Here is a 22405-nt window from a genome sequence, read left to right as displayed (position 1 = left end):
GGTCGACCGGGGAGCCCCCGTTCCCGTTCCCGTTCTCGTCAGAGGGCGAACCGGTAGGAGCTGCCCCGGGCCCGCCAGCCGAGGCCCTTCAGCGAGTCGAGCGCCGACTGCAGCGCCCGGTGCTCACCGGTGCCCTTGTCCAGCCACCGCGACCAGTGCACCGAGATCGTCGTCATCAGCACGCCGTCGAACCGCACGGTGAACGTGACGGGCGGCAGGAAAGGCGACCCGGCCGCCGGCGGGTCGATCCAGAGAACGCCGTCGAGGCGCGTCGTGGAACACCGCACTTCGCGCTCGTAGATGCGCACCGGAACCGTGCCGTCCGGTCCGATCCCGCTCTCGTCCACCACGCGCGTCATCATCGCGGTGGGCGTCAGCTGTTCGAACGTGACGAAGAAATCGCTCGGGCACGTCACCGTTCCCAGGGCCTCGCCGAAAACGTCCAGGAGCGCGTTCTCCGACAGTTCCGGCACCGTTCTGACGGTGTGCTCCGGCGCCGGCGGGACGTGGTTCACCTCGCTGCCCCGCTCCACCACCTGCCAGTGCGGCTCCGACGGTTCCGGGTCGCTGACGTTGATCCAGGTGTCGTCGATCACGCAGGTCAGCCACAGGTTGTCGCCGCACGGCCGGACCACGTCGGCCAGGCTGCGGCGGACCTGCAACGCGCGGGAGAACAGGCCGACGGAATCGTCGAGGCGGTCGTTGGCGAAGCTCAACGTCTCGCCGTGCGGTTGGTAGTCCGAATAGCCGGTCACTGGACCCACTTCCATTCTCCGCCATCCCTGATCAGCCGGCCGAGCAGGTTACCACCGTCATCCAGGATGTTGACCGCGTCGAGGTTCGGCAGGTTGTGGTGCGAGACCCGGTTGCGGTTGAAATCGCGGGCCAGGTCCTCGCCGAGGTTGCCGGTTTTGCGGACGTCCCCGTTCTGGTCGCGGATCTCGTATTCGAGACCGCCGGTGTAGACCTTCTCGTTCGGGCCGAGGGGGACCCGGTGGCCGCCGGGCGGGACCGTCGGCACGACCGCCGCCGACTCCGCCGTCGGCAGCCGGTTCGGCACCGGGGCGTCGGCCTTGTCGGCGCCGTGCAGCGAGCCGGAGTGCAGGTCGCCCGGCGTCTCCGGGAACTCGGCGACCCGCTCGACCTCGACCCGGCGCACGGTGTTGCCGCCGGCGTCCTCGACGTGGATGTCGAAGGACGCGCCGGTCGGGCCGCCGGGGTTGAAGCGGGCGGTCAGGTCCGGGTCGCCGGAGATGTCGTCGGACAGCCGGTCGAGCACGGTCAGCTCGGCGGCCTTGTCCAGCACCTGCGCGCGGGCGATGTCGGGGTCGGTGTTGCGCGAGCGCGGCGCGGTCTCGTCCATCCAGTCTTCGAGCCCGTCGACGTTGCCGCCGTCGACCTGCCGGTGCGCCAGGTCGTGGAACTTCCGGGCGAGGTCGGGCCGGCCCGCGTCGTCCAGCACCCGGACGATGTCGGCGACGTCCTGGCGGTAGGTGTTCGGGTCGTAGTCCGGCAGGGCGGGGAAGTCGTCCGGGTCGGGGGAGGTCCCGCTCGGGCTGCCCCGGTCGACGGCGCCGTCCGGGTCGTCGTGCCCGGTGCGGTGGTCGTCGGACGTGCCCGGCGCGTACCCGTCCTCGCCGGTCCTGGTGGTGGCGCCGTCCGGGTGGTGGGTGTGCCACTCGCCGGTGGGCGGGATCCTGGGGTGGCGGTTGCCGTCCGGTCCGGTGGTCGCGTCGCTGGTGTAGACGCGGCCGTTGGCGTCGGTCCAGGCCGGTTTGGTCGGCGCGAGGACGTCCGCGCCGGTGTGGCGGGAGAGGCGGTTGGCGAAGTCGTTGGAGCCTGCGTCGCAGCCGATGAGCCGGATGGGCGTCCGGCCGTCCCAGCCGTTGCGCCGGAGGAGGTCGCCGTACTGCTCGGGGGTGTAGGTGTGGTTGCCGATGCGCGCCCGGCCGTCGGGGGTGACGTGGACGTCGGCGGTGAAGTAGCGGGGGTCGGCGGGGACGCGGTGGGGCAGGTCGCCCATGTCGGGGTCGCCGCGGTGGTGCGAGATGCCCGCCGGCGTCGTTTCCCCGTGCCGGGCGTGCGCTTCGTCGATGTCCGGCTGGTCGGTGCGGGGTTGGTCGGCGTTCGGCTGGTCGTTGTGCGGCGGGTCCGTGTCTGGTCGGTCGTTGTGCGGCTGGTTGTTGTGCGGCTGGTCGGCGCCGGGGTCTTGGCGGTGTCGCGGACCGGTGTCGGTGTCGCGGTGGGGCTGCGTCCAACCGTCCGGGTTGCGCCGTGGCGCGGGCGCGCCTTCGGGGGCGCGGTGCTGGCCGGGCGTTCCGTCGGGGTCGCGGCGCGGGGCCGGGGGACCGTCAGGGCGGTGCGGCGGGTTGGCGTCGGGGTGGCGCGGCGCCGGCGGGCCGTCGTGGTGGGGTCTGGGCTGGTTGTGGGGTGCGGGGGCGTTGGGGTGCGGCCGGCCGGGCGCGTCGGGGTGCCCGCCCCTGGACCGGGCGTTGTCCGGGTGCGTGCTGGGCGAGGGACCGTTCTGCAGCGGCCCACCGCGCTGCTGCGGCGGCCCCGCGTGCGACGGCCCCTGACCTCCGGGCCCGGCGTGCGACGGTCCGTGGTTGCCGGGCGGGGTGTGGGACGGCCCGTGGCTACCGGGGCCGGTGTGAGCCGGTCCGGGATTGCCCGGTCGGGCGGGTGGCGGGTTGTTGCCGGGGCCGGAGTGCGACGGGCCGTTGCCGGAGGGGCCGAAGGGACTTGGGCCGTTCTGCGGCGGTCCGGCATGAGCAGGGCCGCTGTGGGCGGGTCCGTTGTGGGCAGGACCGCTGTGGGTGGGTCCCGCGTGGGAAGGTCCGGTGCTCGACGGACCGAACGACGACGGCCTCGGGGTCTCGGAGCCGCGAGGGCTCGGGACGCCTGAACCGAGGTCACCCCGGCTGCCAGGTGTGCCGGTCCACCCACCGCCACCCGGCCTACCGCCGGGAGCCGGTGAGCCACCGCCCGGCGCGCCACCACCGGCGGGCGCACCTGGGCCACCGGCAGGAGTGGTCGGGGGCTGGTTGCCCTGGGGAGAGTTGCCGGGGTCGCGGGGAGGTGCGGGGGTGTTGGGGTGGTCGGCGCGAGGTGGGGCGTCCGGGGCGGCGGCGGTCGAGGCAGAGGTGTGGTCTGTCCGTGACGGGTTCGGGGCATCCGGAGGGTTGCCGCCGCCGCTGCCGCCACCACTGCTGCCGGTACCGCCACCGGAGTAGCCGCCGTTGCCACCAGGACTGGTGCCGGAGTAGCCGCCCCCGTTGCCACCGGGGCTGTTGCCGGAGTAGCCGCCCCCGTTGCCACCGGGGCTGGTGCCGGAGTAGCTGCCACCACTATTACTAGGGCTGCCGCCGGAGTAGCCGGAGCCAGAGCCGCCAGAGCCCGAGCCGCTGGAGTAACCGCCGTTGCCGCCGGGAGCGGGGGAGGGGTTGCTGCCCGGTCCGCCGCTGCGCTCGCCCAACGGCCTGTTCCCGCCCGGCGAGGTGTCCGCGCCCGGGACGTTGCCGCGAGGCGGCCCATCGGCGTCCGGGTCGCGGCCCGGCCTGCCGGTGGAGGACGTCGGCACGTCGGTCGGGTCGCCACGGCCCGGCCGTGACGTCGGCGCGTCCGGGGCAGTGGTGCTGCCCGACGTGGAAGTCGTGTCACCCGGCCGACTCGACGGAGTGTCCGGGTCGCTCCCCGAGGGCGACGTCCCGTTGCCGCGCCCCGACCCGGACGGCACGTCGACGTCGGGCCCGCCGCCGGTCTGGAAGAAGCCGCCCCTCTTGATGTTCTTCGGGTCGAGCACGTCCAGGCCGGTGGCCTTGCCGGCGAGCTTGCCGACCACCTTCATGATCTTCTCGAAGACCTCGACCAGACGCTTGAGCATCGGCGAGACCTTCTTGATGGTGTCCAGCAGGTCCTGGATGATCTTGGCGATCTTCGCGGCCCACCTCGAGATCGCGGTCACGGCCTGCGCCACGATCACCGGCGTGCCGAAGCCGAGGGTGAACGCGGCCTCCAGCACCCACGCGATCAGCTTGCCGACCAGGTCCGCGATCAGGTCCCGCACCACTTCGCGCACGAACGCGACGACCATGCCCATCAGACCCACGACCGTGCCGACGGTCCCGGCCGCCGACGCGGCCCCCGCCAGCGCGTCGCCGTGCACCTTGGAGTTGGTCTGGTAGTTCTCCGCCGCCGCGCCGGTCCAACCCCGGGTGCCGGACGCGACCGAGGCGTTGTAGTCCTCCGCGATCTTGCCCAGCTCGGTGGCGACGTTGTTCCACGTCGCGGAGTACGACTCGATCACCGGCGGGTTGCCCGCCAGCCAGTCGAGCATGTCCTTCAACGGCTGCACGTGCTCCATCAGGAACGACGCCGCCGACGACATCAGGGTGCCGAACGGGTCGATGGCCATCGCGGCGGCGTCGGCGGCCAGGCCGACCATGCCCAGCCCGCCCTGGACCCAGTCGCCGTCCTTGATCCCGTTGTACGTGTCCATCGCCGACTCCGCGATGGAGATGCCCGTCGCCCAGCCGTTGTCGCCGGTGCCCGCGTTGAAGAACGCCCCCGACTCCGCGGGCGGCGCGTCCACCAGCGGGTTCTCGCCCGCCATCAGCCGCGCACCTCAACACCCTGGACACCGCGGTGCCCGGCCGAGCGTTCGAACATGAGTCCCCCTCGTCACCCACCTGCCCGTCCAAGATGACGCAGCGCTGAACACCCTGGTTCCGGAGTTCGATCAATTACCTCGAACGGCCCATCATAAGTAGGTCCGAAAGGTGGCAGGCAACCGCGACCGGCACGGTGGGGGACGAGCCGTGCGGTCAGCGCTCGGTCGGGCCGAGGTCCGGTTCCGCCACGAGGGCCACCACGGGACGGCGCGTGGCGTGCAGCTCCAGCACGGTGACGTCGTTCGCGCCGGGCCGCAGCACGGGCGCCGGCACGTAGAGCGTCTGCTGCGGGCCGCGTGACCAGTACCGCCCCAGGTGGAAGCCGTTGACCCAGGCGTTGCCCTTGGTCCAGCCGGCCAGCGACAGGAACGCGTCGGCCGGTGTGTCGACGTGCACGACACCGCGGTGGAACGCCGGGCCGACCGGCGTCTCGGTGGTCGGGGCGAAGCGCAGGCCCGCCAGGTCGTCCAGCGGCAGGGCGCGGCTCGTCCAGTCCCCGACCTCGACGCCGTCCAGCAGCACGGGGCCGGTGATCCCCTTGCGGTCGTGGATGGCCTGGCCGTAGTCGACCCGGCCCTGGTTCTCGACCAGCAGCGCGAGCGCCGCGCCGGCGTGGGGCGCGGTCAGCGCCAGCACGTGCTCGTGCCGCTCGCGCTCCAGCACGCCCGCGGGCAGGCCCGCCACGAAGACCTGCACCCGGTCGCCGAACGCCGTGACGTCCAGCAGGACCGCTCCCGCCCGCTCCAGCACCGTCTCGTACAGCACGAACCCGGACGCCTGGCCCAGCTGCTCCATGGTCGACGGCCGCGCGTCCTGCTTCGCCACGCCCAGCACGCCCACGCTGTCCAGCAGCAGCGCGCTCTCGGTCAGCTCCACCGACGGCACGGCCAGTTTGGGACCGGCGGCGGGCGGCGGCCCCGGCGGCACCGGGGCGTGCTTGGCGATCACCTCGCGGAACGCCAGGTACTTGGCCGTCGGGTCGCCGGCCTCCGACAGCGGGCTGTCGTAGTCGTAGGACGTGGTGATCGGCCGGTAGACGCCCTTGTCGTTGGCGCCGCTGGTGAAGCCGAAGTTCGTGCCGCCGTGGAACATGTACAGGTTCACCGACGCGCCGGTGGTCAGCACCTCGTCCAACGTCGCGGCGGCGTCGGCCGCGGCGCGGGTGACGTGGTGGCCGCCCCAGTCGTCGAACCAGCCGTTCCAGAACTCCGAGCACATCAGCGGCCCGGTGGGCTGCTGCTCGCGCAGCGCGGCCAGCGACTCGGCGACCCGGCTGCCGAACGTGACGGTCCGCAGCACGCCGGGCAGCGCGCCGCGGGCCAGGTCGGCGGGCTGGTCGCAGGTGAACAGCGGCACGTCCACCCCGTTGCCGCGCAACAGCTCGGCCAGCCGCCGCAGGTACTCCGCGTCGTCGCCGAACGCGCCGTACTCGTTCTCGACCTGCACCGCGATCACCGGCCCGCCGCGGGTCGCGAGCTTGTCCACCAGCAGCGGCCACAGCGCCGCGAAGTACGACCCGACCGCGTCCAGGAACCGCGGGTCGGTGCTGCGGTAGCGGATGTCCGGCTCGGTGAGCAGCCACGGCGGCAGCCCGCCGCCGTCCCACTCGGCGCAGATGTACGGGCCGGGGCGCAGGAGCACGTGCAAGCCGTGCTCCTGCGCCAGGTCGACGAACCTCGGCAGGTCCAGCCCGGCCTCCGCCCCGACCACGCCCCGCTGCGGCTCGTGCAGGTTCCACGGGACGTAGGTGTCGATCGTGTTCAGGCCCATCCACCTCGCCTTGCGCAACCGGTCCGACCACTGCTCCGGGTGCACGCGGAAGTAGTGCAGCGCGCCGGAGATCAGCCGGAACGGGGCGCCGTCGAGGGTGAAGCCGTCGTCGCTGATGCCCAGCACGCCCATGGGGGTCCTCTCGGGTAGGTCGGGGGTGGGGTCGCGGACGGGCTACCCGACCGTGAACCCCTGCTCGTTGCCGTACTCGACCGACGCCTCCTGCCACGCCCGCAGCCCGTCGGCCAGCGTCGTGCCCGACACGTACGCCTTGCCGACGGTGTCGTTGAAGATGCTGTTGGCGTAGACCTGGAACGGCAGGTAGGACCACCCGCCGACGACGTTCTGCGCGGCCTGGGAGAACACCTCGTTGGCCTTCTGGCCGCCGAAGTAGGGGAACTCGGCGTTCAGGAACTCCGGCGAGGTCAGCTCGGCCGTGGTCGCCGGGAACGCGCCACCGGCCACCCGCGTCCGCACGCCCTCCTCGGCGGTGGCGTACCTGACGAACGCGTAGGCGAGGGCCTTGTTCGCGCCCGCCTCCGGGATGGACAACGCGCTGCCGCCGTTCTCGGAGACGGCCTTGCCTCCCGCCTCCCACTGCGGCATGGGCGCCACGCGCCACTTGCCCTCGCCCGCCGCGACGCCGGACCGGAGGTTGGCGGGCATCCACGCGCCGATGACCAGCGTCGCGATCGACCCGTCGCCCAGGCCCTGGTACCACTGGTCGCTCCACGAGGTGACCGGCGCGACCAGCTCCTCGCTGACGAGCTGCTGCCACATGGCCGTGAACCGCTTCGAACCCTCGTCGGCCAGGTCGATCTTCACGGTGGTGCCGTCGACCCGGTAGGGCTTGCCGCCCGCCTGCCAGATCATGCTGGTGGTGAAGCCCGCGTCACCGGTGTCGTTGGTGATGTGGACCTCCGGATCGGCCGCGTGCAGGGCGCGGGCCGCGGCGACGTACTCCTCCCACGTGGTCGGCACCGGCACGCCGTGCCGGTCGAACAACTCCTTGTTGTAGAACAACGCCATCGGGCCGGAGTCCATCGGCAGCCCGTAGACGCCCTCGTCCGCGTGCACCGAGGTCCACGGGCCCGGGGTGAACCTGCCGTCGAGCTCGTCGGCGCCGAGCGACCTGAGGTCGGTCATCGACTTGGCCAGCGCGAACTGCGGCAGCGCGTAGTACTCGACCTGCGCCACGTCCGGCACGCCGGAACCGGCCGCGATGGCGTTCTGCAGCGCGGTGTACTGCTTGTCGCCGGTGCCCGCGTTGACCAGCTCGACCTTGACCTTCGGGTACTTCTCCTGGAAGCCGGCGACGACCTCCTTGAGCGTCGGCTCCCAAGCCCACACCTTGATCGTGCCGCCGGCGTCCAGCGCGGCCCGCACGTCTTGAGCGGAGGGCTGCTCCTGGTCGGAGCCGCCGGAACCGCAGGCGGCCAGCACGAGCGCGAGGGCGCCCGCTAGAGCGGTGGACACGGAGCGACGGCGTTGTCTGATCACGGTGCGACCTTTTCCGGTGGCGGGGCGGACAGAGCTGTGCTGGTGCGGGCTCATCCCTTCACCCCGCCCGCGGCCAGACCCGACTGCCAGTACCTCTGGAGCAGCAGGAAGGCCGCGACGAGCGGGACGATGGTCAGCAGCGAGCCGGTGATCACCAGGTCGAACACGGTCTCGCCGCCCGCCGTGGTGGCCTGCGCGTGCCACGCGTTGAGGCCGACGGTCAGCGGGTACCAGTCCGGGTCCTTCAGCATGATCAGCGGCAGGAAGTAGTTGTTCCACGTCGCGACCGACGTGAACAGCAGCACGGTGACCAGGCCGGGCATGAGCAGCGGCAGGCACACGCGGAAGAAGACGCGGAACTCGCCCGCGCCGTCCAGCCGGGCCGCTTCCAGCAGCTCGTCCGGGATCGCCTCGGCCGCGAACGTCCACATCAGGTACAGGCCGAACGGCGAGATCAGGCTCGGGACGACGACCGCCCACGGCGTGTTCGTCAGGTCCACCTTGCTGAACATGAGGAACGTCGGCACGGCCAGCGCGGTGCCGGGCACCGCCACCGCGCCGATGACCACCGCGAACACCGCCCGCTTGCCGGGGAAGTCGAACTTGGCCAGCCCGTACCCGCCGACCGCCGCCAGCAGCGTCGCTCCACCCGCGCCGGCCACCACGTAGAGCAGCGTGTTGCCCAGCCAGCGCAGGAAGATGCCGTCGTCGTAGGTGAGCGTGCGGCCGATGTTGTCCCACAGCGCGAAGTCGTCGTCGAACCACAGGCCGAACGACGAGAACAGGCCCGCCTGCGTCTTGGTGGCGTTGACCAGCAGCCACACCAGCGGCACGAGCGAGTACAGGGCGACGAGCGCGGTCAACGCGGTGAGCAGCGCGCTGCGGCGCGGACTGCGGGAGCCGCGTGGTCGGGTGGTGCGCAGCGGGGCGACCCGGGGCCGGGGCGTCGCGCGGGTCCGAGCGGGTGCGCTCATCGTGAGCCGTCCTTCCGCATGCCGCGCAGCTGCACGAGGTAGGCGACCACCATCGTGAGCACGCCCATGACGATCGCCACGGTCGCCGAGGTGTTGTACTGCTGCCCGGAGAAGGACAGCGAGTAGGCGTACAGGTTCGGCGTGAAGTAGGTGGTGATCGCGTTCGGCGCGAGCTTCTGCAGGATGCTCGGCTCGTTGAACAGCTGGAAGCTGCCGATGATCGAGAAGACGGTGGCGATGACGAGCGCGCCGCGCAGGGCGGGCAGCTTGATCGACAGCACCACCCGCGACTGGCTCGCGCCGTCGATCTCCGCCGACTCGTACAGCGACCGGGGCACGACCTGGAGCGCCGAGTAGAGGATCAGCATGTTGTAGCCGGTGAACTCCCACGTCACCACGTTGCCGATGGACGCGAGGACGAACTCGGGTGACAGCGGGTCCGGCAAGGAGATGCCGAACACCTCTTCGAGGTTGGCGATCAGGCCGAACTTCGTGCCGTACAGGAAGCTCCACATCAGGGTGGCGACGACGGCGGGCACGGCGTAGGGCAGGAACACCGCGAGGCGGAAGAAGTCGCGGCCGTAGAGCCGTCCACTATCGACGGCCAGCGCCACCAGCAGCGCCAGCAGCAGCATCACCGGCACCTGCACGACGAGGAACAGCGACACCCGGCCGACGGCGGACCAGAACTGCGGGTCCGCCAGCACCTGCCGGTAGTTGTCCAACCCTACGAACGAGTTACCGCCGACCAGGCGGTTGCGGAACAGGCTCAGGTAGATCGAGTAACCGATCGGCGCGAGGAAGACCAGCGCGAAGACCGCCAGGAACGGGCCGACGAAACGCCAGCCGACCCACGACCGCCGCCGGCGCGGTGGCCCGGCCCGGACCGCCCCGGCGCCGGGCACGACCGCGGCGGGTGGAGGTGGTGCCACTGTGCTCCTCGCTTCCCGCCGCGCCGTCGCCGATCGAAGATCGTCATGTTTGCGCAAACATCATCATCGTGCCGGGCAATGACTCGATCGGATGGCCAAGGCGGGATTTCAGCGGTGATGATGTTTACGCAAACATCGCGGCGCTATAGTTGCAGCGCGGTGCCGTGGCGTCAAGGCTCGGCGCGGGAGGGAGCAGTCGAGCGTGAGCCTGACCAGGTCGGCCGCCGGGGTGCCGGACCCACGTGCCCGGCGGGTGTCGATGGCGGACGTGGCGCGCCGCGCCGGCGTGTCGGCGCAGACCGTGTCGCGGGTGTCCAACGGCCACCCCGGCGTGGTCGACTCGACCCGCGAGCAGGTCCTGGCCGCCATGCAGGAGCTGGGGTACCGGCCCAACAGCGCGGCGCGCGCGTTGAAGTACGGGCAGTTCCGCACCATCGGCGTCATCCTGTTCACGCTGTCCACCGTCGGCAACAGCCGGACGCTGGAGGCGATCGTGGACCACGCCGCCGAGGAGGGCTACGCGATCACCCTGATCCCGGTCGCGGTGCCGACGCGGGACGGCGTGCTCGGCGCGTTCACCCGCCTCGGCGAGCTGGCGGTCGACGCGGTGATCGTGATCATGGAGAACCACCTGCTGGACGCGGCCACGGTCAGCCTCCCGGCGGGCGTGCCGGTCGTCGTCGTGGACTCCGACGCGGACGACCGGTACAGCGTGGTGGACACCGACCAGGTCGACGGCGCCCACCAGGCCGTCCGGCACCTGCTCGAACTGGGTCACCGCACGGTCTGGCACGTGGCCGGGCCGGAGGAGTCGTTCGCGGCGGAGCGCCGGGCGACGGCGTGGCGGGCCGAGCTGGAGCGGGCCGGTCGGCCGGTGCCGCCGCTGCTGCGCGGCGACTGGTCCGCCGAGTCCGGCCACCGGGTGGGGCTGGCCCTGGCCGACGAGCCGAGGTGCACGGCGGTGTTCGCGGCCAACGACCAGATGGCGCTGGGACTGCTGCGGGCGTTCCACGAGCGGGGGAGGGTCGTGCCGGCCGACGTCAGCGTGGTCGGGTTCGACGACATCCCCGACTCGGGCTCCTTCGTGCCGCCGCTGACGACCGTGCACCAGGACTTCACCGAGGTCGGCCGGCGCTGCGTCGAGCGGGTGCTGCGCCAGGTCCGCAACGAGCCGGTCGAACCGGGCACCACCCTCGTCCCGACCCGCCTGGTGCTCCGCGCCAGCACCTCCGCCCCGCCCGCCTGACCGGCCGACACACCCCTCCCGAACGCAGGACTCTCGCGAGAGTCCTGCGTTCAGGGCCCGAGAGTCCTGCGTTCGGGCGCCGTGAGTTCAACGTTCGAGTCGGCGTGCGACGGCGTCGGCGGCGGCTTTCAGGTCCGGGACCAACCGGTGCAGGTCGGTGCGCACGGAGTGGACCACGACGCCCAGCGCGCCGGCCGGCTCGTAACCCTCGGCCGGGATGGGGACGGCGACCGAGCACGAGCCCAGCGTCATCTCCTCGTGCGTCAACGCGTACCCGCGCTCCGCCGTGACGCGCAGTTCGCGCAGCAGCCGCGCGCGTTCGGTGATGGTGTACCGGGTGGCACGGGCCAGTGGCCGTGCGACGTAGCTGCGCACGAACGCGGCGTCGGCGTGGGCGAGCAGCGCCTTGCCGACGCCGGTCGAGTGCATCGGCAGCCGCGCGCCGGTCCGCGAGACGACGGGCACCGAGCGGTGGCCGGACAGCTTCTCCACGTACAGCGCGTCGAAGCCGTCGTGCACGGCGAGGTGGACGTTCTCGCGGGTCGTCTCGTACAGGTCCTGCATGAACGGCAGCGCGATCGCGCGCAGCCGACCGGCCACCGGGGCCAGCGTCGCCGCCTCCCACAGCCGCAGGCCGATGCTGTAGCTCCCGGCGGCGTCGCGTTCCAGCGCGCCCCACGACACGAGTTCGGCGGCCAGCCGGTGGACGGTCGGCAGCGGCAGGTCCGCGCGCCGGGCCAGGTCGCTGAGCCGGAGCCGGGGGTGGTCCTCGTCGAACGCGCCGAGCAGCGCCAGCGCTCGCCCGGCCATCGACCGCCGGGGCACGTCGCTGTTGACCGCCATGCCGGTTCTCCTCCAGGGCTGTGCCGGGTCGGACGCGGGACCGCAGAACGCTAACCGCGCGCCCGCCCCGAAGTCGCCACGACTTTCACCCAGTGGAAGTCCACTCTGGCGCGCCGCCGCCGTTCGCCCTTGGGTCGACCCATGAGAACGCGAGTCGGGATCGTCGGCGCCGGTCCGGCCGGACTGGTGCTGTCCCACCTGCTGGCCGAGCACGGCATCGAATCGGTAGTGGTCGAGACGCGCGGCCGCGCGGCCATCGAGCGGACCATCCGCGCCGGAGTCCTGGAACAGGGCACGGTGGAGATGCTGACCGCCATGGGCGTCGGCGCGCGGGTGCTGGCCGAGGGCGCGCGGCACGAGGGGATCGAGCTGCGGTTCGGCGGTGAGGGCCACCGGATCGACTTCACCGGCCTCACCGGTCGCGCCGTCTGGCTCTACCCGCAGCACGAAGTCCTCAAGGACCTCATCGCCGCACGGCTCGAAGCCGGGGCGGACATCCGGTTCGAGGCGGCCGACGTGGCGCTGCACGGCGTGACGTCCGACGACCCGGTCATCACCTTCACCGACGCCGACGGCACGCCGGTCCGACTGCGGTGCGACGTGATCGCCGGCTGCGACGGCTCGTCCGGCATCAGCAGACGTGCCATCCCGGACGACGCGCGCACCGACCACTTCCGCGCCTACCCGTTCGGCTGGTTCGGCATCCTGGCCGAGGCGCCGCCGTCGGCCAAGGAACTGGTCTACGCCCACTCCGAACGGGGGTTCGCGTTGATCAGCACCCGGTCGCCGCACGTGCAGCGGATGTACTTCCAGTGCGACCCCGGCGAACGCGCGGACGACTGGAGCGACGACCGGATCTGGGCCGAGCTGAACGCCCGGGTCGCGGGCGACGGCTTCACCCTGGCGGAGGGCCGCATCTTCGACAGGGGTGTCGTCCCGATGCGCAGCTACGTGTGCGAGCCGATGCGGCACGGCAGGCTCTTCCTGGCCGGGGACGCCGCGCACGTCGTGCCACCCACCGGCGCGAAGGGGCTCAACCTCGCGGTGGCGGACGTGGTCGTGCTGGCCGACGCGCTGGCGGCCCACTTCGCCACCGGCGCCACCGAGCCGCTGGACGCCTACGGGCCGACCGCCGCCCGGCGGGTGTGGCGGGCGCAGCACTTCTCCTGGTGGATGACCTCGATGCTGCACACCGACCCGGCCGGCTCGGCGTTCGACGTCAAGCGGCAACTCGGCGAACTGGAGCTGGTCACCGGCAGCACGGCCGCCGCGACCCACCTCGCCGAGTCGTACACGGGGTGGCCCTTCGACGTGCGTCCTTAGCCACCGGGCCGGAACCGGGAAAGTTGCGCACATTCTTTCGAAGAATTTCGGACGGTCTGCGGGGTGTCGCTCAGGGCTGCACCCTGCAATCATGGCCGAATCGCCGGTCTGAAAGGCAGTGCGGCAGCTCGTAGGTCCGGCTCGTACCGAGGATTGCCAGAGGTATCTGTTTCGGCTGATACTGCTAAAAGTTTCAGGTCGGGTGCCGCCCCCGACTGCTTCCCCCTGCGCTGCGCACGCCCTGGAGGATTCGACTCACAAGACTCGTCGTCGGCAACGAGGAGTCCCGTGGCACCGGGACCCCGTCGCCGAGTGCGGATCCGGACCATCCCGCCCCGTGGTCCGGGTCGCTCGACCAACCAACCCCCCACCTGCCGAACCGCCGGCGGGTGCTCTCAGAAGGTGCGAAAAATGAAGCTGACATCGAGGTCAGTGTTGCGAGCGGCGCTCGTGTCGACGTTGGTGACGGCCACCACGGGCGCGGCAGTGCTCCTGGCGACGTCGGCCAACGCCGGCACCACGCTCGCCGCGTCGGCGGCCGAGTCGGGCCGCTACTTCGGCACGGCGGTCGCCGCGAACAAGCTCGGCGATTCCACCTACGTCGGGATCCTGAACCGCGAGTTCAACATGGTCACCGCCGAGAACGAGATGAAGATGGACGCGACTGAGCCGACCCAGGGTCAGTTCAGCTACGCCAACGCGGACCGGATCGTCAACCACGCCCGCAACCAGGGCATGCGGGTCCGCGGGCACGCCCTGGCGTGGCACTCGCAGCAGCCGGGCTGGATGCAGAACATGTCCGGCACCGCCCTGCGCAACGCGATGCTGAACCACGTCACCCAGGTCGCCACCTACTACCGGGGCAAGATCCACTCGTGGGACGTGGTGAACGAGGCGTTCGCCGACGGTTCCGGCGGCGGTCGTCGTGATTCGAACCTGCAGCGCACCGGCAACGACTGGATCGAGGCCGCGTTCCGCGCCGCCCGCGCCGCCGACCCGGGCGCGAAGCTCTGCTACAACGACTACAACACCGACGACTGGACGCACGCCAAGACCCAGGCGGTCTACCGGATGGTGCAGGACTTCAAGTCCCGCGGCGTGCCCATCGACTGCGTCGGCCTGCAGTCGCACTTCAACAGCCAGAGCCCGGTGCCGGGCAACTACCAGACGACCCTGCAGAACTTCGCCAACCTCGGCGTGGACGTGCAGATCACCGAGCTGGACATCGAGGGCTCGGGCTCGACCCAGGCGCAGAACTACGAGCGCGTGGTCAAGGCCTGCCTCGCCGTCGCCCGCTGCACCGGCATCACCGTCTGGGGCATCCGCGACAGCGACTCCTGGCGCGCCTCCGGCACCCCCCTGCTCTTCGACGGCTCCGGCAACAAGAAGGCCGCGTACACCTCGACGCTGAACGCCCTCAACGCGGGCGGCACGACGATCCCGACGTCGACCACCACCGACCCGACCGGCCCCACCACAACGACCACGACGACGATCCCCGGCCCGGGTGGCTGCACCGCTTCGGTGTCGCTGAACTCCTGGAACGGCGGGTTCGTCGCCACGGTGAAGGTCACCGCCGGGTCCTCGGCGATCAACGGCTGGACGGTCACGACCGCCCTGCCGTCGGGCGCGTCGGTCACCAACGCGTGGAACGTCGAGCGCAGCGGCAACAGCGGCAACGTGCAGTGGCGCAACGTCAACTACAACGGTCGCGTCGCGGCCGGGATGTCGACCGAGTTCGGCTTCCAGGGCACGGGTTCCGGCGCGGGCATGACGCCGACCTGCTCGGCCAGCTGATCGAGCGCGAACCGAACGGGGCGGTCTGGTGCGGGTTCCCGCGCCAGGCCGCCCCTTTTCGCGATCGGACCACCGACCGGGGAGGACCGCTCAGCCGGTGGGAGCGGTCCTCACGCCCCGGTGGTCGAGCCGGGACGGACGATCATCAGCACGACGACGGCCGCCCACAGCAGGTTGAACACGCCGGTCCACAGGGCGAGCCGCTTGGCGTGCTCCGCCTGGCCGCCCAGCACCCGCTGCTGCACCGGCAGGATCACCAGCGCCAGCAACCCGGCCGCGATCGCGGTCAACGCCACCGAGACCAGCAGCCACGCGTCACCGAGGACGCCGAGGCTGAGCCCGGTGGCCACCCCGAAGACCGGGACGAAGACGCCGACCACCGCGTAGGTGCGGCACGTCCGGTGCAGGAACGCCGCCACACCGCCCGAGGACGTCGTCGCGAGGCGGGGGAACAGCGAGGCGGCCACGGCGATCGGACCGACGGCGAGGATCGCGGCGATGACGTGGATCGAGAGCAGCAGCTTGGTCACCAGGGCTCCTCGGTGGGTAGGCAGACAACATATGTCGGCTGCCAATAGGTACCACACCTACCTAATCGTTGTGTAGGCTGCCAACCCATGAAGGCGGACGCGGTGCGCGGGCACCTGGACGCGTTGCTGCTGGCGGCGCTCGAATCCGGGCCGCTGCACGGCTACGCCGTCATCACGGAGGTCCAGCGGCGCAGCGGCGGCGCGCTGGAGCTGCGCACCGGCACCGTCTACCCGGCGCTGAACCGGCTGGAGCGGCTGGGCCTGCTGCGCAGCCACTGGCAGCCCGTGGCCGACCGGCCCCGGCGCTGCTACGAGCTGACCGACGCGGGACGGCGCGGCCTGTCCGACGCGCGGTCGACCTGGCGGGAGTTCACCTCCGCGATCGGCGCGGTGCTGGACCTGGCGGCGCCGACGAGGTCCGCGACGTGAGCACCGCGCGGCACGTCGACCCGGTCGAGGACTACCTGGCGGCGCTGACCACGTCCCTGCACGGCCCGGCGCGGGCGAAGGCCGCCATGCTGCGCGAGGTCCGCGACGGCCTCGCCGACGCGGTGGAGGCGCAGACCCGGTTCGGCGTGCCCCACGACCGGGCCGCCCGCCGCGCGGTCCTGGACTTCGGCGCGACCGACGAGGTCGCGCCGTCGTTCCAGCGCGAGCTGACCATCGCCCAGACCAGGCGGACGGCCCGCGTCGCCGCCGTGGTCGTGCCGCTGCTGGCCGTGTGCCACGCCCTCGTGCACGTCGCGACCCGCGACGACTGGCGGCTGGGCGCGCTCGCGGCGCACCTGGCCGCACTGGCCACCGCCTCCGGGCTGCTCTCGGTCACCGCGCTGGCGGCCACCGGCACGCTCACCCGCCTGCTGCCGACGCCGCACCGGTTGCCGTCGGCCGTCGCCTGGACGGCGTCCGCCGCGGCGGTGGGCATGGCGCTCGCCGCCGTCGCGCTCGGCGTCACCTCGGCCCTGTCGACGGACTGGCCGCTGACCGCGCTCGCCGGCGTGCTCGCCATCGTGGCGCACGCGGTGGTCGCCGCATCAGCTCGTGCCTGTCGCCGGTGCGCGCGGGCGGGGTGCGGCTCTGCAGGTGACCGAGGATGATGTAGATCACCTGCTCGTAGCGGTTCCACCAGCCTGGCCCGACCGCTAGGTTAGGCAAGGCTTATCTAACGGTGGAGCGAGTGGGGTGTCGGGGTGGGTTCGTCGGAGCACCGGGACGCGGGGATCGCGGGCAGGGTCGCGCTGGTGACCGGCGCCGCCCGCGGCATCGGGGAAGCCGTGGTGCGCGAACTGGTCCGCGCGGGCGCGGTGGTCGCCGCGCTCGACGTCGACGCGGCCGGGCTGGAGCGGGTCGTGGCGGGGTCGGGCGGTCGCGTGCGGCCGTTCCCGGTCGACGTGCGGGACCCCGCTTCGGTCGCCGGCGTCGTGGCGGACGTCGAGCGCGAGGTCGGCCCGATCGGCATCGGGGTCTCGGTGGCCGGGATCCTGCGGCCGGGTTCGGTGTGCGACACCACCGACGACGACTGGGCGGACACGTTCGCGGTCAACACCACCGGCGTGTTCACCGTGCTGCGGGAGGTGGCGCGGCGGATGCGGCCGCGCGGCGAAGGCGCGCTGGTCACCGTCGGGTCGAACGCGGCCGGTGTGCCGCGCGTCGGCATGGGCGCCTACGCGGCCTCCAAAGCGGCGGCGACGATGCTGACCCGGTGCCTCGGCCTGGAGCTGGCGGGCAGCGGCATCCGCTGCAACGTCGTGTCGCCCGGCTCCACCGACACCCCGATGCAACGTCTGCTGTGGACGGACGAGAACGGTCCGGCGCAAGTGATCGCCGGTGACCCCGACCGGTTTCGGGTCGGCATCCCGTTGGGGCGCATGGCCGATCCGGCCGACATCGCCGACGCGGTGCTGTTCCTGGTCTCCGACCGCGCGCGGCACATCACCATGCAGGACCTGTACGTGGACGGCGGCGCGACCCTCCGCGCCTGACTCCGTTCCACTGTGGACTGCGCGGCGCCTCCGGATCGGCCGGTGTCGCGGCGGGGGACTTCCGCCATGGTCAAAGTTAGGTTAGCCTGCGCTAAATATCAGTTGTAGGTCCGAACGGGCTCAACTCCCGGCACGACCCGGTCCACCACCGGTCGCCGTGCCCGGTGCCTCGACACCCTCGCCGAAAGGTTCCCCCGACGTGTCCCCATCTGCTCTGGTGCGGCCTCGGCCGGTGCACCGGGCGGCCGATCTGCTGGCCGCCTACCTGCCGGGGTCGTTCTACTACTCCTCGGCGCACGGATCCCTGCTGGCCGACGGCGTCCACGCGACGGTCCGGGCCGGGCACGGCGCCCGCGCGCACGCGGCGGCCGAGGCGCTGGACGCGGCGGCCGTGGCCGGGGTCGCCGAGCCGGTGGTGGCCGGGGCGATCGGGTTCAGACCGGACGCCGAGACGAGCCTCGTCGTGCCCGCCGTGGTGCGCCGCGCGGGGGGCCCGAGCACCGCCGGGCACGTGCCCGGACCGGCGTTCGGCGGCATGAAGTGGTCGATCGACCCCAAGCCCGAGCCGGAGGGGTACGCCGAGGGCGTCCGCCGCGCCCTCGCCCTGATCGACGACGGCGAGCTGCGCAAGGTGGTCCTCGCCCGCTGCCTCGAACTGACCGCCGACGCCCCGGTGCCGGTGCCGTCGCTGCTGGCCGGGCTGGTGCGGGCGAACCCGACCGCGCACGCCTTCGCGGTGGACGTCAGCGCGCCCGGCGACCGCGCGCCGCGCACGCTGGTCGGCGCGAGCCCGGAGCTGCTGGTGTCCCGCGACGGCGCGGAGGTGGTGGCCAACCCGCTGGCCGGCTCGCTGCCGCGGGTGTCGGACGAGGCGGAGAACCAGCGGCGGATCGCGGCGCTGCTGGCCTCGGAGAAGGACCGCGTCGAGCACGGGCACGTCAGCGCCCAGGTCGCCGAGGTGCTCGGCCGGTTCTGCGTCGACCTGGACGTGCCCGCCGAGCCGGTGGTGATCGGCACGCCGACGATGTGGCACCTGTCGACCCGGATCAGCGGACGGCTGGCCGACGCCGCCGACCCCGGCTCCTCCGCCCTGGCGCTGGCCGAGGCGCTGCACCCGACGCCCGCCGTGTGCGGGGTGCCCGCCGCGCGGGCCCGCGCCACGATCGCGGACCTGGAGCCGGAGGACCGCGGCTACTACTCCGGGCTGGTCGGCTGGACCGACCTGGAAGGCGACGGCGAGTGGGTCGTCACGATCCGCAGCGCCGAGGTGAGCGACCGGACCGTGCGGCTGTTCGCGGGCGCCGGGATCGTCGCGGGGTCCGACCCGGCGGCGGAGCTGGCCGAGACGAGCGCGAAGTTCCGCACGATGCTGCGCGTCCTCGGGCTGGGGACCGCGGCGTGAACCCCGACCACACGCCCTGGCCGGCGGACGTCGCGGCGCGCTACCGGGCGTCCGGGCACTGGCGCGGGCAGACGCTGGGCAAGTGGCTCACCGGGCTGACGGCCGCCCACGCGGACCGCACCGCCGTGGTGGGCGAGCGCGACGGGACCACGACCCGCTGGACGTTCGCCGAGCTGGACGACCGGGCGCACCGGATCGCCGCCGGCCTGGCCGACCGCGGCATCGGCGCCGGCGACCGGGTCGTCGTGCAGCTGCCGAACGTGCCGGAGTTCGTGCCGGTGGTGTTCGGGCTGTGGCGGCTGGGCGCGTGGCCGGTGTTCGCGCTGCCCGCGCACCGGCACAGCGAGCTGCGGCACTTCGCCGAGCAGACCGGCGCCGTCGCCGTCGTCACCGTCGACCGGCACGAGCGGCACGACCACGCGGCCGCCGCCCGCGCCGTCGCCGCCGACGTCCCCTCGGTGCGCCACGTGCTCGTGGTCGGCGAGGCGGAGTTCGACGCCCTGGCCGCGACCGCGCCGCGCGAGCTGCCCGACCCCGACCCCGCGGGCGTGGCGTTCCTCCAGCTCTCCGGTGGCAGCACCGGCCTGCCGAAGCTGATCCCGCGCACCCACGACGACTACCTCTACAGCGTCCGGGAGAGCGCCCGGATCTGCGCGTTGCGCCCGGACAGCGTGTACCTGGCGGCGCTGCCGGTCGCGCACAACTACCCGCTCAGCTCGCCGGGCGTCCTCGGCGCGCTGCACGCGGGCGCGACGACCGTGCTGGCGCCGCGCCCCGACGCGGACACGGCGTTCCGGCTGATCGAGGCCGAGGGCGTGACGATCACCGGCGTGGTGCCGCCGCTGGCCGCCGCCTGGGTGCAGGCCGCCGCGCGCACCACGCGCGACCTGTCCACCCTGGAGGTGCTGCTGGTCGGCGGCGCGAAGTGCGGGCGCGAGCTGGCCGAGCGGATCGGCCCGGCGCTCGGCTGCCGGCTGCAGCAGGTGTTCGGGATGGCCGAGGGCCTGGTCTGCTACACCCGGCTGGACGACCCGGACGAGGTGGTGCTGGGCACCCAGGGCCGGCCGATCTCGCTGGACGACGAGATCCGCGTGGTGAACCCGGACGACCCGTCGGCGTCCTCGTCCGACGTGGTGCCGCCGGGCGAGGTCGGCGCGCTGCTGACCCGCGGCCCGTACACGATCCGCGGCTACTACCGGGCCGGGGAGCACAACGCGACCGCGTTCACCCCGGACGGCTTCTACCGGACCGGCGACCTGGTGCGGCGGCACGCGTCCGGGCACCTGGAGGTCGTCGGCCGGGCCAAGGAGCAGATCAACCGGGGTGGCGAGAAGGTGGCGGCCGAAGAGGTGGAGAACCACCTGATGGCGCACCCCGACGTGCTCGACGCCGCCGTCGTCGCGGTGCCCGACGAGTACCTGGGCGAGCGCACCTGCGCCTACGTCGTGCCCGTCACCGGCGCCACGCCGACCGGCGCCGAGCTGCGGCGCTTCGTCCGGGAGCGCGGCGTCGCCGCGTTCAAGGTGCCCGACCTGGTCGAGGTGGTCGAGGCGTTCCCGGTGACCGGTGTCGGCAAGACCAGCAAACGCGAGCTGCGGGCGGCGCTGACCGCGCTGGCCGGGAAGGGGTGAGGGACGTGTCCCTGCCGAAGATCCAGCCCTACGAGCTGCCGACCGCGGCCGAGCTGCCGGCCGGCCGGGTGGCCTGGCGGCCCGACCCGGCCAGGGCGGCGCTGCTCGTGCACGACGCGCAGCGGTACTTCCTGGCCCCGTACCAGGGCGCGCCCGTCCCCGAGATGACGGCCAACATCGCCGCGCTGATCTCGGTGGCGCGCGCCAACGGCGTGCCGGTGTTCTACACCGCGCAGCCCGGCCACCAGGCGACCGCGGACCGCGGCCTGCTCACCGAGTTCTGGGGACCCGGCATCGGCGGGGTCATCGACGCCGACCCGAGCGCCGCGGACATCGTCGCCGACCTGGCGCCCGAACCGGCCGACACCGTGCTGGTGAAGTGGCGCTACAGCGCGTTCCAGCGCAGCGCGTTCGCCGACCGGCTGGCCGAGCTGGGCCGCGACCAGCTGCTGGTCACCGGCGTGTACGCGCACATCGGCTGCCAGGCCACGGCGGTCGAGGCGTTCATGCGCGACATCCGGCCGTTCCTGGTCGCCGACGCCGTCGCCGACTTCTCCCGCGAGCGGCACGACCAGGCGTGCGAGTACGTGGCGCAGCGCTGCGGCGTCGTCACCACCACCGCCGACGCGCTGACCGCGCTGTCGGCCACCGTCCCCCCGACCCGGGCAACCGCTGGAGCACCCCGATGAGCGCCACCCCGCTGACCGCCGACCGGATCCGCGCCGACGTCGCCGACCTGCTGGGGTGCGACCCGGCCGAGGTGGCCGACGACGCCGACCTGCTCGACCTCGGCCTGGACTCGATGCGGATCATGAGCCTGGTCGAGCGCTGGCGCGCCGCGGGCGCGACCGGCCTGGAGTTCGCCGACCTGGCCGAACAACCGCGGCTGGACCGCTGGACCGAGCTGGTCGCCGGGGCGTCGGCGTGAGCCGGGTCGACCACCGGCACCGGCACCTGGAGCGCATCGCCGAGGTGCGCGCGGGCCTGGGCGCGGACAAGGGCGCGGAGAAGGTGGGTTACCCGATCCGGATCCGCGCGGTCGAGGTCGTGCGGACCGCCATGGTCGGCTCCGGCCTGCTGCGGGTGACGCTGGGCGGACCGGGCGCCGAGGGGTTCGAGGCCCACTCGCCGGACGAGCACGTGAAGCTGATCTTCCCGGAGCCGGACGGCTCGCTGCGGCTGCCCGAGCCGAACGGCGACATGCTGCGCTGGCCGCGCCCGTCGCCGACGTCGCGCGAGTACACCGTGCGCCGCTACGACCCGGTGACCGGCGAACTCGACCTCGACGTCGCGCTGCACGACGGCGGCCTCGGCTCGGACTGGGCGCGCTCGGTCGAGCCCGGCGCGGTCGTGCACGTCGCCGGCCCGCCCGGCGGCCTGATCGTGCCGCACGACTACGACCGCTACCTGCTCGCGGGCGACCTCACCGCCCTGCCCGCCATCGCCCGGTGGCTGGAGGAGCTGCCGCGCACCGCCGCCGGCTGGGCGTTCATCGAGGTCGCCGACGCGGGCGAGGAGATCGAGCTGGCCGCGCCGGAGGACGTCGAGGTGCGCTGGCTGCACCGCGGCGCCGCCCCGGCGGGCACCGTCGACCTGCTCGAACGCGCCGTGCGCGCGATCCGCGTGCCCGAGGGCGAACGCCTCTACGCCTGGATCGCGGGCGAGGCGGGCTCGATCAAGCCGCTGCGCCGCTGGGTCCGCGACGAGCTCGGCCTGGCCAAGGCCGACCACGACATCACCGGCTACTGGAAGCGCGGCGTCGCCGACTTCGACGACGACCACGACCACTGAGACCCCCTGTAACA

General features: G+C 72.9%; 19 protein-coding genes. 11 read left to right on the top strand and 8 right to left on the bottom strand.

Annotation, left to right across the window (positions count from 1 at the left end; translation table 11 throughout):
* Positions 1 to 38: 38 nt before the first annotated feature.
* The 6 genes from AB0F89_RS28410 to AB0F89_RS28385 form a co-directional block, all read right to left on the bottom strand.
* Positions 39 to 755 carry a hypothetical protein gene (locus AB0F89_RS28410; RefSeq protein WP_367128687.1) on the bottom strand — a complete coding sequence of 239 codons (717 nt, stop codon included), beginning with the start codon at positions 753 to 755 and terminating at the stop codon, positions 39 to 41.
* Complete coding sequence (locus AB0F89_RS28405) at positions 752 to 4612, bottom strand: hypothetical protein (protein WP_367128686.1); 3861 nt, start codon at positions 4610 to 4612, stop codon at positions 752 to 754. The genes AB0F89_RS28410 and AB0F89_RS28405 overlap by 4 nt, the downstream gene beginning before the upstream one ends.
* 211 nt (positions 4613 to 4823) lie before the next feature.
* Positions 4824 to 6572 (bottom strand): beta-galactosidase family protein, encoded by a 1749-nt coding sequence (locus tag AB0F89_RS28400; RefSeq protein WP_367128685.1) that lies wholly within the window; start codon positions 6570 to 6572, stop codon positions 4824 to 4826.
* Between the two features lie 42 nt (positions 6573 to 6614).
* A complete protein-coding gene (locus AB0F89_RS28395; protein ID WP_367128684.1) occupies positions 6615 to 7916 on the bottom strand; it encodes a sugar ABC transporter substrate-binding protein in 1302 nt (433 codons plus the stop codon).
* Positions 7917 to 7990: 74 nt separating this feature from the next.
* Complete coding sequence (locus AB0F89_RS28390; RefSeq protein ID WP_367128683.1) at positions 7991 to 8914, bottom strand: carbohydrate ABC transporter permease; 924 nt, start codon at positions 8912 to 8914, stop codon at positions 7991 to 7993.
* On the bottom strand, positions 8911 to 9846 hold the full coding sequence (locus AB0F89_RS28385) for a carbohydrate ABC transporter permease (protein ID WP_367128682.1): 936 nt from the start codon (positions 9844 to 9846) through the stop codon (positions 8911 to 8913). The genes AB0F89_RS28390 and AB0F89_RS28385 overlap by 4 nt, the downstream gene beginning before the upstream one ends.
* Before the next feature lie 202 nt (positions 9847 to 10048).
* Here AB0F89_RS28385 and AB0F89_RS28380 point away from each other — a divergent pair, with 202 nt between their 5' ends.
* On the top strand, positions 10049 to 11092 hold the full coding sequence (locus tag AB0F89_RS28380) for a LacI family DNA-binding transcriptional regulator (protein WP_367128681.1): 1044 nt from the start codon (positions 10049 to 10051) through the stop codon (positions 11090 to 11092).
* A gap of 87 nt (positions 11093 to 11179) precedes the next feature.
* On the opposite strand, the gene AB0F89_RS28375 is transcribed toward AB0F89_RS28380, so the two are convergent.
* Complete coding sequence (locus AB0F89_RS28375) at positions 11180 to 11935, bottom strand: IclR family transcriptional regulator (protein WP_367128680.1); 756 nt, start codon at positions 11933 to 11935, stop codon at positions 11180 to 11182.
* Between the two features lie 141 nt (positions 11936 to 12076).
* Between AB0F89_RS28375 and AB0F89_RS28370 the strand changes: the two genes are divergently transcribed.
* A complete protein-coding gene (locus AB0F89_RS28370) occupies positions 12077 to 13258 on the top strand; it encodes a 4-hydroxybenzoate 3-monooxygenase (RefSeq protein WP_367128679.1) in 1182 nt (393 codons plus the stop codon).
* Between the two features lie 411 nt (positions 13259 to 13669).
* Positions 13670 to 15055 carry an endo-1,4-beta-xylanase gene (locus AB0F89_RS28365; RefSeq protein ID WP_367128677.1) on the top strand — a complete coding sequence of 462 codons (1386 nt, stop codon included), beginning with the start codon at positions 13670 to 13672 and terminating at the stop codon, positions 15053 to 15055.
* Between the two features lie 110 nt (positions 15056 to 15165).
* Here the strand turns inward: AB0F89_RS28365 and AB0F89_RS28360 are convergent, their stop codons facing one another.
* A complete protein-coding gene (locus AB0F89_RS28360; protein ID WP_367128676.1) occupies positions 15166 to 15585 on the bottom strand; it encodes a hypothetical protein in 420 nt (139 codons plus the stop codon).
* An 87-nt stretch (positions 15586 to 15672) separates the two neighbouring features.
* Here AB0F89_RS28360 and AB0F89_RS28355 point away from each other — a divergent pair, with 87 nt between their 5' ends.
* The 8 genes from AB0F89_RS28355 to AB0F89_RS28320 all read left to right on the top strand — a co-directional run bounded on the left by AB0F89_RS28355 (position 15673) and on the right by AB0F89_RS28320 (position 22391).
* A complete protein-coding gene (locus AB0F89_RS28355; protein WP_367128675.1) occupies positions 15673 to 16014 on the top strand; it encodes a PadR family transcriptional regulator in 342 nt (113 codons plus the stop codon).
* Positions 16011 to 16682 (top strand): permease prefix domain 1-containing protein, encoded by a 672-nt coding sequence (locus AB0F89_RS28350; protein ID WP_367128674.1) that lies wholly within the window; start codon positions 16011 to 16013, stop codon positions 16680 to 16682. Before AB0F89_RS28355 ends, AB0F89_RS28350 begins: the two co-directional genes overlap by 4 nt.
* Positions 16683 to 16775: 93 nt before the next feature.
* The gene (locus tag AB0F89_RS28345; RefSeq protein WP_367128673.1) at positions 16776 to 17567 is read left to right on the top strand and encodes a 2,3-dihydro-2,3-dihydroxybenzoate dehydrogenase; all 792 of its coding nucleotides are present in this window, start codon (positions 16776 to 16778) and stop codon (positions 17565 to 17567) included.
* Between the two features lie 199 nt (positions 17568 to 17766).
* Positions 17767 to 18969, top strand: coding sequence for an isochorismate synthase (locus tag AB0F89_RS28340; protein WP_367128672.1), 1203 nt, complete (start codon positions 17767 to 17769; stop codon positions 18967 to 18969).
* On the top strand, positions 18966 to 20600 hold the full coding sequence (locus AB0F89_RS28335; protein WP_367128671.1) for a (2,3-dihydroxybenzoyl)adenylate synthase: 1635 nt from the start codon (positions 18966 to 18968) through the stop codon (positions 20598 to 20600). Before AB0F89_RS28340 ends, AB0F89_RS28335 begins: the two co-directional genes overlap by 4 nt.
* 5 nt (positions 20601 to 20605) lie before the next feature.
* On the top strand, positions 20606 to 21289 hold the full coding sequence (locus AB0F89_RS28330; protein ID WP_367128670.1) for an isochorismatase family protein: 684 nt from the start codon (positions 20606 to 20608) through the stop codon (positions 21287 to 21289).
* Entirely contained in the window at positions 21286 to 21528 is a 243-nt protein-coding gene (locus AB0F89_RS28325) for a phosphopantetheine-binding protein (protein WP_367128669.1), read from the top strand. The genes AB0F89_RS28330 and AB0F89_RS28325 overlap by 4 nt, the downstream gene beginning before the upstream one ends.
* Positions 21525 to 22391 (top strand): siderophore-interacting protein, encoded by an 867-nt coding sequence (locus AB0F89_RS28320; RefSeq protein ID WP_367128667.1) that lies wholly within the window; start codon positions 21525 to 21527, stop codon positions 22389 to 22391. The genes AB0F89_RS28325 and AB0F89_RS28320 overlap by 4 nt, the downstream gene beginning before the upstream one ends.
* Positions 22392 to 22405 lie beyond the last annotated feature (14 nt).

The organism is Saccharothrix sp. HUAS TT1 (assembly GCF_040744945.1).
GTDB lineage: Bacteria > Actinomycetota > Actinomycetes > Mycobacteriales > Pseudonocardiaceae > Actinosynnema.
Note: the sequence above shows the minus strand (reverse complement) of the source record. Positions and strands in the feature narration are given on the sequence as shown.